General features: G+C 67.7%; 12 protein-coding genes. 8 read left to right on the top strand and 4 right to left on the bottom strand.

What is annotated here, in order from left to right; all coding sequences use genetic code 11:
* Window positions 1-41 precede the first annotated feature (41 nt).
* The 4 genes from AB0K17_RS23635 (at window position 42) to AB0K17_RS23650 (ending at window position 3149) form a co-directional block, all read left to right on the top strand.
* Window positions 42-725 carry a hypothetical protein gene (locus AB0K17_RS23635; RefSeq protein ID WP_365984158.1) on the top strand — a complete coding sequence of 228 codons (684 nt, stop codon included), beginning with the start codon at window positions 42-44 and terminating at the stop codon, window positions 723-725.
* A 238-nt stretch (window positions 726-963) separates the two neighbouring features.
* On the top strand, window positions 964-2010 hold the full coding sequence (locus AB0K17_RS23640) for a hypothetical protein (protein WP_365967587.1): 1047 nt from the start codon (window positions 964-966) through the stop codon (window positions 2008-2010).
* A gap of 36 nt (window positions 2011-2046) precedes the next feature.
* Entirely contained in the window at window positions 2047-2529 is a 483-nt protein-coding gene (locus AB0K17_RS23645; RefSeq protein ID WP_365984159.1) for an HBL/NHE enterotoxin family protein, read from the top strand.
* Window positions 2451-3149 carry a hypothetical protein gene (locus tag AB0K17_RS23650; protein ID WP_365984160.1) on the top strand — a complete coding sequence of 233 codons (699 nt, stop codon included), beginning with the start codon at window positions 2451-2453 and terminating at the stop codon, window positions 3147-3149. The genes AB0K17_RS23645 and AB0K17_RS23650 overlap by 79 nt, the downstream gene beginning before the upstream one ends.
* A 203-nt stretch (window positions 3150-3352) precedes the next feature.
* On the opposite strand, the gene AB0K17_RS23655 is transcribed toward AB0K17_RS23650, so the two are convergent.
* On the bottom strand, window positions 3353-5182 hold the full coding sequence (locus AB0K17_RS23655; RefSeq protein ID WP_365984161.1) for an RICIN domain-containing protein: 1830 nt from the start codon (window positions 5180-5182) through the stop codon (window positions 3353-3355).
* Between the two features lie 67 nt (window positions 5183-5249).
* The gene (locus tag AB0K17_RS23660) at window positions 5250-5969 is read right to left on the bottom strand and encodes a hypothetical protein (protein WP_365967584.1); all 720 of its coding nucleotides are present in this window, start codon (window positions 5967-5969) and stop codon (window positions 5250-5252) included.
* Between the two features lie 328 nt (window positions 5970-6297).
* Here AB0K17_RS23660 and AB0K17_RS23665 point away from each other — a divergent pair, with 328 nt between their 5' ends.
* Together AB0K17_RS23665 and AB0K17_RS23670 are read left to right on the top strand one after the other, a co-directional pair.
* Window positions 6298-7395: a hypothetical protein gene (locus AB0K17_RS23665; RefSeq protein ID WP_365967583.1), complete on the top strand. Its 1098-nt coding sequence runs from the start codon at window positions 6298-6300 to the stop codon at window positions 7393-7395.
* Between the two features lie 40 nt (window positions 7396-7435).
* The gene (locus AB0K17_RS23670) at window positions 7436-7936 is read left to right on the top strand and encodes a hypothetical protein (protein WP_365984162.1); all 501 of its coding nucleotides are present in this window, start codon (window positions 7436-7438) and stop codon (window positions 7934-7936) included.
* Window positions 7937-7990: 54 nt separating this feature from the next.
* Here the strand turns inward: AB0K17_RS23670 and AB0K17_RS23675 are convergent, their stop codons facing one another.
* A complete protein-coding gene (locus tag AB0K17_RS23675) occupies window positions 7991-9496 on the bottom strand; it encodes an RICIN domain-containing protein (RefSeq protein ID WP_365984163.1) in 1506 nt (501 codons plus the stop codon).
* Between the two features lie 784 nt (window positions 9497-10280).
* On the opposite strand from AB0K17_RS23675, the gene AB0K17_RS23680 reads away from it, so the two are divergent.
* Window positions 10281-11267, top strand: coding sequence for a pirin family protein (locus tag AB0K17_RS23680; protein WP_365967580.1), 987 nt, complete (start codon window positions 10281-10283; stop codon window positions 11265-11267).
* Window positions 11268-11437: 170 nt separating this feature from the next.
* Entirely contained in the window at window positions 11438-12061 is a 624-nt protein-coding gene (locus AB0K17_RS23685) for a YceI family protein (RefSeq protein WP_365967579.1), read from the top strand.
* Here the strand turns inward: AB0K17_RS23685 and AB0K17_RS23690 are convergent.
* Entirely contained in the window at window positions 12045-12416 is a 372-nt protein-coding gene (locus AB0K17_RS23690) for a hypothetical protein (RefSeq protein ID WP_365967578.1), read from the bottom strand. The genes AB0K17_RS23685 and AB0K17_RS23690 overlap by 17 nt on opposite strands.
* Window positions 12417-12656: the final 240 nt, after the last annotated feature.

Below are 12656 nucleotides of genomic sequence, written 5' to 3' on the forward strand. Positions count from 1 at the left end.
ACGCACTGGGTCCGCGCCCGCAGACAGAACAGGAAAAGGACATGGCATTTCACATCAGTCAGGGACACCCGAACCCGCTGGTTCTGGCGCGGGACGAGACCAAATCGTTCACGATCGAGGTGTATGCCGATACCCCGGTCGGCCCGGGCGAGACCATCCGGGTGAAGCTACCGGAGGGTCTGATCTTCCCGTCCACCGGCCAGGTCCGCTACATCAGGGGAGGTGTCAACGAGGGTGTGGACGGCCTGAGCCGCGAAGACGGCGGCCGCCTCGTACGCTTCAAGGCCAAGGCCATCGGAACGCAGCCGGAGGGCTTCTATTCCGTCAACGTCCAGGCCCTCCCGAACGCCGAGGACCGGCCTCCTCTCCCGGACGGTCTCACCATCGGCGCCTCCACCACCGCACAGCTCAGCTTCCGCATCAGCCCGCCACAGCCCGTGGAGCACACGGTGCACGGAACCGTCGATGCGAACAGAAACATCCTCTCCGGTGTCGGCTTCACCGTGATGCCGGGCCTGACAGGGGTGTGCAGGATCATCTTCACCAAGGCCTTCGTTTCCCCGCCGACCGTCGTGGCCACTTTACGGAATGGCGGTGAGCGGGGAACCATCTCGGTCGAAACCGTCGATACGGGCTTGTTCACCCTGCGCACCGCGACCAATGGCGCCTGGGCTCCCCTGGGGTTCTCCTTCGTCGCAATAGGCGTCACAGCACCGAATCCGTAACCGCGCCTCCCCCGCCCCACCCGCCTCTCCGCCGACTACCGGCGGAGAGGGGCATCGGGGCGGGAACGCAACTCGTTGCCATCACGTCGGTAACGCCGGCCAGGACTTGGCCGAATAGGCGTCATGTGATCAGAGGTTTGAGCGGTGTAGCTTCGTCGCCGTTTCGCCAGTCGCCGCAACGACGGGGATCACCATCCTCGTGATCCCGCGCTTTGATCTTCACCTAGGGGAGGTACGCGTGACGTCATCGTCGGAGACCGCACCGAGCATTGATCCCATCGGGTCGCTCGACCCGATCGCGCTGGGACGCGCCATGGACAAGCTGGTGGCGGCGGCTCTTGCCGCGCAGACCTGGAGCCTGGTCGGCACCGCCGAGGTGGCTGTGTCGACCACGGACAGGAGCGGGGCACAGGCCATGCGCACGGCTCAGGAGGATGTCAGGGACAGTGCTCGCGCCTACCTGGGTACGCAGATCCCCGGAGTCATCAAAAGGCTCGTCGACGTCCAGAGCGCAGCCGCGCTCTTCCGCAGCATGAAAACGCTGGCCGCCACGGCCCCTGAACAGTCGGCCGTCTGCCTCGACGCCGTGACGAAGGAATTCGGGAACTTCCAGCTGATGGCGGATGAGTTCGCCAAGGTGTACGAGAGTTTCTGCGAACAGGCGGAGTCCAGGGGAACCATCCTGGCCGACCTCACGGGCGCCGAAATCAGGAGGCTTTCCGCAGGCAAGGGGAAGATCGCCACCACGGCCCGTGCACTGAAGGACATGCAGCAGACCGTGAGCAAGGATCTGGATGACGTCATCGAGGCGTCCCCCAAGGCCGGCAAGGAGGCGCGGAAGGTCCTCGACTCCGTTGTGGAGTCCCTCAAGGCAATCGGGGGCAAGGGCAAGGCCGCGGGTGGCTCGGAGGCCGTGCACGGGGGGATCGGGACTTCCTCGTCCGGCGATGTCGGCACAGCATTGCAGAAGCTCCGCAAGGACGGCGAAAAGCTCGACACGCTCTACAGCGAGCTTGCCTCGTTGCGGGCGGGGTTGCAGGCGGTGATGAAGGTCGCCGCGGACTGCGACGCGTATGTGCGCACTGTGCGCGCCGCCGCAGGGCCGGCCAGAGCGGTTGCCAACATGTGGCAGCAGATGTACGCGGAGTACGCGACCGCCGTGGTGAAGCACACGCAGCCCGGTGACGGTTCCGCGCTGGCCAAGGAAATCGACGGGGCCGCCGTCAGGTGGGAATCGCTCCTGGAGCAGACCACGGCACTGAGCGCTGCGATCACCGGCAACTGACGCGGAGCATCGGGCACGACAACCGAAGGGGCGAACATGACCACGGCCATCCAGGCGAGCATCACGCTGCAGCAACAGGTCGGGAATTCGGTCGCACAGCAAGGGGGAATGACGGCGATCGTTCAGGCGTATGCACTGAGCGTGACGCAGCAGGCGAAGCTGGATCTGAGCGCCAGCGGCAACAGCCAGGTGAGAGCTTACGCAGCGGGGATCAACAGTGAACTGGGCAAGGCTGCGGGCACGGCGAGGACCTACCTCAACACTGTGCAGCCGCAATCAATGGCACTGCTTGCCGAGACCCGTGCCTACTTTGCCCTCCAAGGAGCCTTCGTCAGCATTCTCCAACAGGGCTTGCCTGCGAACACCGTAGCGCAACTGCTCCGCGCCATTCGGGACGAAGTGGGCGTGCTTGCGGGCAAGGACAGCAGTACGCCACGACCATGCAGAACCTGCGCGACACCTTCGGGGACAGCGGAAGGGAGTTCGCCTCCTACGCCGCCAAACTGCACTCCGTGGTAGGCGGCAACCAAGGGATCCTGAAGCAGCTGGACGACCAGCTGAAGCAGGTGAACGCCCAGATCAACGCGAACTCCTCCAGGGCTGCCAACGGCTTGGCCGTCCTCGGCGGCTTGGCCTTGATAGCCGTTGGCGTTCTCGGCGCGGTGTTCACCGGCGGTCTGTCCCTGGGGTTGGCCATCGGCGGCGGCGCGCTGCTCGTCAAAGGGATGGGGCGCACCAACGGGCAGGCTCTGGCGCAGCTTTACAACCAGAAGGGCGAGATCCTCAGGAAGCAGCAGAAGATCCAGGACGAGGTGAAGCTGCTCCAGGCCTGCGAGGCCGGGCTGACCAATCTCGGGACGCAGGCGGGCCAGGCCGCCGCTGCGGCGCAGGGCGTCGCCAACGGATGGGACAGCCTCAAAGCGTCACTGGAATCCGTCGCCCATTATCTCGACAGCGGCAGCCAGGCGGCGGTCGATGCCGTGCGATACCTCTACCTGCAAACGGCGGACGGGATCACACCCGACATCCTCAACAAGATATCCAACATGGAGAACAACCTGACCAGCACACAGGTGGTGACCAACCCCAGTGCGACGACCGGCAACCTGATCCAGAACGGGCTCCTGCAGTACGCGTGATGAGCGTGCTCGTCCTGCGGGTCCCGGTGCGAACAGAAGGACGCGGGCGAGCTGTAACGGCCCTGGTCCGGGCCGTGAACGGCCGGCGGACCGGTTCCCCCGCGGCCTCCGGGGCTGCTGGGGAACCATCCTCGCCGTTGGAGGCGGAGCCGGCTGCCGCCCGGCCGGAGCATCCGTGAGCTGGAGCCTGTCCTACTGGAGGGCTATCGGGTCCTGAAGTGGCGGAAGAGGTTTCGGGCCACGTACACCCCCGGGCCGCCGAAGCCGACGATGTCGACACGTCCGTCACCGGTGATGTCGGCGAGGAAGCGGGGATGACGGTCGACACGCCAGGCGCCGGCGTCGTCGTGGTACCCGAACCCGCGGCACACGAGCTGAGCCCGCTCGAACTGTCCGTCGCCGCGACCGTGCGACACCCAGACCCCCTCGTCGCCGAAGCCGACGATGTCCGGGTTGCCGTCCCCGGTGACGTCGGCGAGAAAGCGAAGGTGCCTCTTGCTCGTCCACCCCTGGGCGAGCCCGAAGTCGTTCAGGACGAGCTTGGGGGGCTCGAACGTGGCGTCGCCGCGCCCGCGTGAGACGACCACGCCCTGCGGACCGAACCCGACGATGTCCACTGCTCCGTCACCGGTGGTCCTGAGCAGGAACCGGGGATGCTCCTCGGCCGAGCTCCACCCCTGGTCGACCCCGAAGTCGTCCAGGATGTACAGGGGGTCGAGGAACGTGCCGTCCTCGTCCTGGAGGGACACCCAGACACCGTCGTCGTGGAAACCCACGAGGCCGAGCCGACCGTCACCCCTGGTGTCGGCAAGGAAGCGGGGATGCGTGTCGGCGAGCCAGCCGCCCGCCTCCTCGTCGCGGCCGAACGCCCGCAGGACCGGCTCGTCGGTGAGCGGGGCGAACTTTCCTTCCTCGTCCTGGAGGGACACCCAGACGCCGTCGTCGTGGAAACCCACGAGGTCGAGCCGACCGTCGCCGGTGGTGTCGACGAGGAAGCGGGGGTGCTTGTCGGCCTGCCACGCGCCGGCCTGCGGGCCGTGTCCGAACGCCTTGAGGGCCGGCTCACCGCCCGCCGGGGTGAAGGTCCCGTCCTCGGCTCGGGGGGATACCGGGACACCGTCGGAGGCAAGCACGACGACGTCGCACCTGCCGTCGCCCGTCGTGTCCACGAGGGTCCACAGGTCCGTGGAGCTCGGGGAGGGCACGGACGGGTGCAGGACGCGCTCGTCGTCGAAGGTGCCGTCGCCTCGGCTGGAGGACACCACAGCCCCCTTCGCGGGTTCGAGACCGACGATGTCCGCCCGTCCTGTTCCCGCGATGTCGGTGAGAAACCGCGCTCCGAGCCCAGCCCACCAGGTCGGCTGCCCGCTGGGAGAGCGGTCGACCCCGTCGCTCCTCCACCCGCCGGCGCCCTGGTCGCTCCCGAACCGCTGAAGGACCAGCAGCATGTCGCTGAAAGCGGGCGTCGCGCCGGGTACCGGCCGCAGCGCGGTCGAGCGGGCCAGCCGCCAGGACCGGCGACTGTTCCAGTGACTCAGGGGCTCCCAACTCAGCACCGGGTCGCTGGTGCGCTCGGGCTCCGCCGGGACGAAGCGCCAGTGCTGGCTCCGAGTGTTGTCGTACTCGTGCAGGACGATCCGGGTCTCGTCCTCGTCGGGGTCGGCGAGGTCGAGAACGGCACCGTCGGACACGCCCTCGATGAGGTAGAGGCCCGCTTCCCCTTCAACGGGGACGAGGCGCCACTGCTGGGCATCGTTGTTGCCGGCGGCGGCGTCCCACTGGCGGACACCGCGGTCTGCGGCGGCGGGGTTGTCGATCACCTTGCCGCCGGCCGCGTTACGGATCACATAGGCCTGCTCGTCCTGAGCGGCCTGCACGGGGATGAGCTGCCACTGCTCCGGGCTCGGGCCGCCGTCGAGGACGTCGCGGACGACGAGCGCCCCCTGCGCGCCCGGCGCGGCGTCGACGGCGAGGGTCTTCCCCGTGGCGGCGTTGACGATCTGCAGTTTCAGTTCTTCCGTGGGCACGGGCATCGGGCTGCCTCTTCCGGGCGGTCGGGGCGTGGGCTCGGGACGGAGGTGGCGCGGTGGTGGCAGCCGGTCACGTGAAGACGTGGTGGTAGGGGACGTTCCACTCGTTCGGCAGCCGCGGGTAGAAGGTGTTGATGATCGTCCCGGTGAAGTCCCCGCCCCAGTTGTAGGTGAGGCGCACCTCGCTGTCGGCCGCCACCGCGTGGTCCTTGAACCCGAGGATGGCGTCGGGGTGGGTGATCGGCACGAACGTGATCCCGCCCCACGGCGTCACCGTGACGACCCAGAGCTGGGTGTCCTCGGGTGCGCCGTTCTTCCCGCGCCACTTGTCGTCGACCTTGTCGGGCAGGCCCACCTGGACGGTGTCGGCCGTGCTCTTGGGGGCCTCCTGGTGGACGGTGACGCGCCTGCGCTGCGGCTTGGGCACGCCGTCGTCGCCGCGGCCGTCGTCGTCCTGGGCCGCTCCGGCGGGTCGGGGCGGGACCTGGCCCGCGGCGCTCTCGAGGAAGTACAGCGGTCGCTGCCCGAAGAAGCCGGCGGGGGTGATGTACCAGAGGTGGCCCTTTGCCTCCTTGGTGGCCGGGTCGAGTGCGGTGGCCAGTTTGACGCCCTTGTCGTGGCTCGCCTCCGCCAGTTCGGCCGGCCGGAGGTAGCCGCCGTTGAAGGCGTGGACGAGCATGACCGGCCGGTTCTCGACCAGTGCCGCCACGATGGCGTTGTCGTAGCTGTTCACCGCTACCGGGCCACCGACCACCAGATTCGACATCGCGGTGCGTTCTTGGGTGTACATCGCGGAAACCTCACTTGTTCTTGATGTGGAGAACAATGCTCGGGGCGTTCGCACAGGGCCTGGAACGGGGTAATTACCGCGAGCTCGATCACATTCGGCCGGAGAGCTTCATGATTCACCGACCAAGTGACCGGTCAGTCCCTCAACTTAGCATCCTGATAGGTGAGTTGGACGCCCGGCGAACCCCTATCACCCGATTGAGTGTTATACACATCAACACCTTCCCGAATAATGGGTTCCGCGCTAGCTTCAATTTTCGTCAACGCGCACAGATTCCTGTTTGTATTTCACCGGACACGGTTCGGCTGGAATGAGTCGAGGACGGGGAATGTCTTCCAACGCGTTCAATCTGGGACGGACCAAGCGCCAGCCGCTGACGAAGAAGAACCTGCGGGAACTCAGCATCGACTGGCAGTCCGTCCTGAACCACCCCAACCTGGTCTACGTCGACGACTACGGCGTGCGGCACAAGCCCATCGGGTTCTCCGTGAACAAGCAGCGCTACGGCACCCTGCCCGGTTCCGTGACCGCGTTCCAACTGGGCTGGATCGCCTACATGAACCTCGGGGAGCCGCTGATCGAGGAGCGGTGCGACATCAGCCAGCCCCCACCCGACACGTTCTCTTCACGTACCTACGTCAACCGCAGCCAGACGTCCAAGATGACATTCACCGACTCGGTCGATTTCACGGTGTCCAACGGCATCACGTGGTCGCTCCAGGGGGACGCCAAGCTCACCTTCGGCGGCACCCTCGGCGCACAGCTGCAATTGCAGCTGCAGAACCAGCTCCGGATGGACCTCCAGGCGCAGATGCAGACGCAGTGCCAGAACGAGGTGGCGAACAAGAACGCCAACACGACGACCAACAAGAACAGCAAGGACAACATGGGGGTGGACAACGCCAACACCACCGAGAATTCCGTGCGGAACGCCGCGACGAACTCGGCGTCGAACTCGGTGACGGACTCGGTGGGTTTCACGACCACGGGCAGCGCCACCGGTACCGCCACGCTCAACGCCCAGCTGGCGCTGGGCATCGCAGCCTCTGTCAGCGGCTCGCTGACCACCAGCTGGGCCTCGAAATCGCAGATTTCCGGCGAGGTCCCCGCGGGCGGCCGCGTGGAAACCATCGTCACGCAGCGGCGTTGCCACAAGCACTACTGCTACGAGATCCCGGTGACCCTCTCGGGGCTGATCGCGGTGTATTACGCCGTACCGGTGGCAGTCCTGCCTCCGCCCCAGCCCGGGGACCATCCCGGCCTCGACCGGATGGTCGCCCGCCCCATCGGCACCCTCGACCTGGACAGCGGCGGCTTCTTCATGCACGGGCTGGCCGAGGTCGTCTCCGCCCTGGACGTCCACCACACGATGTTCGACCACCAGAGCCTGACCGACAGCGACCGGTCGCAGTACAAACAGCATTGAGCCGGCGGCAGCGCCATCACGACGACCAGGGGTGACCACCATGGTGTTCCAGAACATCTTCGACTTCGGGGGCCGCAGCGCGGGGCTCTTCTCCGTGAAGACCGGCACCAAGGCGCAGCCCGGTACCGGCGTCGACTTCGAGGACGCCGACGACGACACGTACGACGACAAGAGCACAAGCCTGTTCGACAGCGCGATCCATGGGGCGACCTCCCGTGCGAAGGTCGTGCAGGAGCAGTCGCCCGAAGCGCGGATCATCCTGGGTTTCCTGGGCTCCTTCATCGAGACCACCCAGGAGTCGGCCGATGCGCAGGCCCGATACGCCGAGGATTCCGGCTCGGTGTCCACGGCGGCGTCCGACGGCATGCGGCGGTCAAGCACGACGGTGACGGACCATCCCGGCCTCCGGAAGAACGAGGACCTGCAGATGCCGAAGAAGAGCGACTACACCAAGGCCCCCAAGGCCCCGGAGACCCCCAAGGCCCCGGAGGCCGACAAGGCACCCAAGGCGACCGCCGACAACCCGTCCGGCTCCCGGTAGCGATCCGATCGGCGAGAGGGGGCAGGGGTGAGGACCCTCCTGCCCCCTCTCGTGTCACACCGGAAGCAGCTGCCACTGCCGGCCCCGGTGGTCGCCCTCCGCCCCGTCCTGCCTGATCGTCGCGCGGGCGTTGGTGTGGACCTGCAGGAGCAGACCGCTGCTGCGGTTCGCGAGCTCGTAGACCCGAGGAGTGCCGTTCACCGGCCCCACCGGGATCAACCTCCACTGCTGGTGGCGTGCCTGGGCACCCTCGTAGGCGCGCTGCGCGATCACCGCCCAGGCCGTCTCCTGCGGTCCGCCGGCCTCCAGGACCTTGCCGCTGCGCACGTTCTCGATCCTGTACAGCGCCTCTCCGTCGTGCTCACCTGCCACGACCAGCCGCCACCGCTGGTGATCCCTGGCTGCGGCGAGAGTCTGGTGGATCTCGGCCCCATCCATCGTGGACTCCCGCACCACCGCCATCCGCAGCCGGCTGCGGACGTTGGACCAGCAGACCACCGTGCCCGACTCGGGCAGCCCGGCCATCCTCGGTGCCACAACCTTCCGGACCCGGTGGTTGCCGTAGTCGGCGATGTACACGGCGTCGACGCAGTCCACAGCGAGCCCGAACGGCTTGTTCAGCTGTGCCGAAAGCGCCGGGCCACCGTCACCACCGGATCCCGCGGAGTCCGTGCCGACGACCGTGTGGATCTTCTGGTCCGCCGTGACCTTCCGGACCCGGTGGTTGTCGCAGTCGGCGATGTAGAGGGCGCCCGTGCTGTCCACGACCACCCCCATGGGACAGTACAGCTGCGCGGACGCGGCCGGGCCATCGTCCCCAACGGATCCCGCGGTACCCGTACCGGCGAACGTGCTGATCGTCCCATCGGCCGTGACCTTCCGGACCCGGTGGTTGTCGCCGTCGGCGATGTAGAGGTTGCCTGCAGCATCCACCGCCACTCCCTGCGGGTGCTTCAGCTGGGCTGAAGCCGCTGGACCCCCATCTCCCGCAGATCCTTCGACGCCCGTCCCGGCGTACGTGTCGATCCTGCCCTCCGCCGTGACCTTCCGGACCCGGTTATTGCCCCACTCGGAGATGTAGACGGCACCGGTGCTGTCCACCGCCACTCCGTGCGGGTACTTCAGCTGGGCGTCGGTGGCGAGACCACCGTCACCGCTACAGCCCCCCGTGCCCGTACCGGCGAACGTGCTGATCGTCCCATCGGTCGCAACCTTCCGGACCCGGTGGTTGCCGGCATCAACGATGTAGACGGCGCCTGCGCCGTCCACCGCCACCTCACGCGGACAGTTCAACCGGGCCGAGAGGGCGGAGCCGTCATCTCCGCCGAATCCCGCTTCCCCCGTCCCCACGATCGTTTTGATCTTCCCGTCAGTCGTGAGCTTCCGGACCCGGTGGTTATGGTGATCGGAGAAGTAGACGGCGCCCGTGCCGTCCACGACGATCCCGTAGGGACCGTTCAACTGAGCTGCAACAGCGGGACCTTTGTCCCCGCTGCATCCCACATCCCCGGTCCCCACGACCGTTTTGATCGGCCGGGCAGAGTCCTCGTCCTGACCCACCGCCACACCGCCCCCCTGTCCCGAGATCGCCTTCTTCGCCCACCCGGAGGCGAACCGCCAGGCCGATCCTCCCGCTGCCGGGAGGACAAAGAAATGAAAATGTGTGTACGAACAGACTTTCCGGACAGCTCATATGGCGATCGCAGGATGGTTTCTTCGCCACGCGTGCACGTCCCGCGCTTTGCCGACCCCGGAAGAGGAAGGCCGGGAGGAGGTCACCCACACGAGGTGCCGGCCGGCTGGGACTGCGCCGTCCAGCCGCCCCGAGCCGCATCGGACCGCCGTGAAGCGCCAAGATCGCGCAGTGGTGGAAGTGCACTCCGGGCTGCTGCGGGCCTGCCGTACGGCCGGACCTGGTCGAACAGCATGCCCTTGCTGAACTTCCCACTCTGCGCCACCAGCACGTCGTGAACGGCCTCAGGGGCATTGAGCACGGAGAACGAACGCCACCCCAGCCCTCATCTCCACGATGTCACCGCACCCCCGCAACCCTGCAAAAACGCCGCCCGTCCTGAGGGGAAACGTGAGGCTGCGAAACTCATGCCGCCCCCGGAGGCGATTGCCGGAGTGACGAGCCTGCTCGTGCCGGGGCACCGGCGCTGACGGGTTCGGGTAGCACTGACAGGGCGGCAGCCCTCCGCAGTGCCGCTTTGCCGGCGGATGGGAGTGACTGAAAGAGCAGCAGCCGCTCCTCAGCGTGATCGAGCGGTCGGGGAGGAATGAGACCCCCTTGCAGTTGGTTCAACATTCAACTAACTTGAATGTGTCAACCGAGGAGGTCGAAATGCCCGCTGTGACTGTTGAGAACCCGCTGGCCCTACCGCGCGTGATCGCGCCCGCGGGTGCCGTGGCCCGTCCCGTGCTGGCCGTCTCCACCGCCCCGAGCGGTCAGGAGGGCGAGGGATTCCCCGTCCGCCGCGCCTTCGCCGGCATCAGCTACCGGCGCCTGGACCCGTTCATCATGATGGACCAGCTGGGCGAGGTGGACTACGAGGCCGGAGAGCCGAAGGGCACCCCCTGGCACCCCCACCGCGGTTTCGAGACCGTCACCTACATCATCGACGGAACGTTCGTGCACCGTGACTCGCACGGCGGCGGTGGCGTGATCACCGACGGCGACACCCAGTGGATGACCGCCGGCTCGGGCCTGCTGCACATCGAGACGCCGCCCGAGGAGTTGGTGCTCAGCGGCGGGCTGTTCCACGGCCTCCAGCTGTGGGTCAATCTCCCCGCGAAGGCGAAGATGATCGCCCCGAAGTACCAGGACATCCGCGCGGACAACGTCAAGCTGCTCACCTCCCCCGACGGTGGGGCACTGGTCCGACTGATCGCGGGCGACGTCGCGGGCCACACCGGCCCGGGCGCGACCCACACCCCGATCACGATGATCCACCTGTCGCTGAGCCCTGGCGCGGACATCACGCTGCCATGGCGGGCCGACTTCAACGCCCTGGCGTACGGCCTGGCCGGCCACGGCACCGCCGGCGCCGAGGGACGTCCCTTCGGCGAGGGCCAGACCGTCGTCTTCCGCGACGACCAGGGCGCGGATGCCGGCGGGACCGTGACACTGCGTGCCGCCGACCGCCAGGACTCCCGCACGGAGAACTTCGAGGTCGTCCTCCTGGGTGGCCGGCCCCTGCACGAGCCCATGCGCCACTACGGCCCGTTCGTCATGAACACCCAGGCCGAATTGGCCCAGGCCTTCGACGACTTCCAGGCCGGCCGTCTGGGCGTCGTCCCGGCCGACAGGCCGGAACGGCACGCGCGGTAGGCCCCCCGGCAGCCCCGAAGGCAGCCGACCGCTCCACCCGGGCCGACTCGGGCGGCCGGCGCCACGGCCCGGCCCCCTTCCGCCCGCCACCACAGCCGGCCCCCGGGTCCCCGCCGGACCGGCTCCCCCCTCCCATCAGCCTCCACATGCCCCTCTCGAAGGAACTCGTCATGGCTCTCTTCACCCGCAAGAAGAACACCACCGCCCCGGCCCCGGCCGCCGCTCAGCCGGTCGACCCGGCGCTGGCCGCACTCACCGGCGACTACACCATCGACCCGGCCCACAGCAGCATCGGCTTCACCGTCCGCCACGCCATGGTCACCAACGTGCGCGGCACCTTCGGCCAGTACGAGGGCACGCTCACACTCGACGGCTCGCACCCGGCGAACTCCACCGCTTCCCTCGACATCACGGTCGACAGCATCGACACCGGCATCGCCGACCGTGACGGCCACCTGCGCAGCGGCGACTTCTTCGACGCCGAGAAGTTCCCGCTGATGACCTTCCGCTCCACGGGCGCCGAGCAGCTCGGCGGCGACAAGTACCGCATCACCGGCGACCTGACCATCAAGGACATCACCCGCCCGCTGGCCATCGCCCTGGAGTTCAACGGTTCTGCCACCGACCCCTACGGCAACGAGCGTGTCGGCTTCGAGGGCAGCGCCGAGATTCTCCGCTCCGACTGGGGGCTGACCTGGAACGCGGCCCTGGAGACCGGCGGCGTCGTGGTCAGCGACAAGGTCAAGCTGACCTTCGACATCTCCGCCATCAGGACCGTCAAGGCGACGGCCTGACCACAAGGCGGCGGGGGGCGAGCACCAGCGTTCGCAGGGATTCGGTGTCGGGCTGGTCCGCGACGGCCGCGTCCAGGGCCGGGCCGAGCTGGTCCTCGAAGCCGTCGGCGGGATAGCGCAGGGTGGCCGAGTCGGACCAGGACAGCTGCCGGCGTGCGGCGCCGCGGGCCGTCAGTTCCATGGTGACCAGCTGGTTCAGGGCCCGCCGCAGCGCCAGGCGGGAGAACTCGCGGGCCGCGCTGCCGGTCGCGGCCGCCGCCTGTTCGAACTTCGGGAACTGGCGGACTCCGCAGCAGACATGGGGCCGGCGGCCGTCTGCACCGTTGCGGGGCCCGGAGACGGAGGGGGCGGCCACAGACCGCCGACTACCCGAAGATGACGTTCCCTCGAACTTATGAGCAGACATTCATCGGAGTGGGCGAGGAGAAGCCAAGGATATGCCCATCTCATGATGGGCAGGAAGCAAATGGGGCAGTAACACCCGAATCTTCCTCCGCGAGTCATTTTCCTGCCCCGGCCGACGGCACCTCCGACGCCAAGTCATCCAGCTTCAGGGGACGTTGCCTCATGACGAGCCGACAGTGCGCCACCGGTA

This window comes from Streptomyces sp. NPDC049585 (assembly GCF_040675615.1).
Taxonomy (GTDB): domain Bacteria; phylum Actinomycetota; class Actinomycetes; order Streptomycetales; family Streptomycetaceae; genus Streptomyces; species Streptomyces luteosporeus.

What these genes read in the sequence shown, in the direction of transcription:
- AB0K17_RS23660 (WP_365967584.1), bottom strand. Translation starts at nt 5,969, where the DNA reads ATGTACACCCAAGAACGCACCGCGATGTCGAATCTGGTGGTCGGTGGC.
- AB0K17_RS23650 (WP_365984160.1), top strand. Translation starts at nt 2,451, where the DNA reads ATGCAGAACCTGCGCGACACCTTCGGGGACAGCGGAAGGGAGTTCGCC.
- AB0K17_RS23635 (WP_365984158.1), top strand. Translation starts at nt 42, where the DNA reads ATGGCATTTCACATCAGTCAGGGACACCCGAACCCGCTGGTTCTGGCG.
- AB0K17_RS23645 (WP_365984159.1), top strand. Translation starts at nt 2,047, where the DNA reads ATGACCACGGCCATCCAGGCGAGCATCACGCTGCAGCAACAGGTCGGG.
- AB0K17_RS23685 (WP_365967579.1), top strand. Translation starts at nt 11,438, where the DNA reads ATGGCTCTCTTCACCCGCAAGAAGAACACCACCGCCCCGGCCCCGGCC.
- AB0K17_RS23655 (WP_365984161.1), bottom strand. Translation starts at nt 5,182, where the DNA reads ATGCCCGTGCCCACGGAAGAACTGAAACTGCAGATCGTCAACGCCGCC.
- AB0K17_RS23670 (WP_365984162.1), top strand. Translation starts at nt 7,436, where the DNA reads ATGGTGTTCCAGAACATCTTCGACTTCGGGGGCCGCAGCGCGGGGCTC.
- AB0K17_RS23680 (WP_365967580.1), top strand. Translation starts at nt 10,281, where the DNA reads ATGCCCGCTGTGACTGTTGAGAACCCGCTGGCCCTACCGCGCGTGATC.
- AB0K17_RS23665 (WP_365967583.1), top strand. Translation starts at nt 6,298, where the DNA reads ATGTCTTCCAACGCGTTCAATCTGGGACGGACCAAGCGCCAGCCGCTG.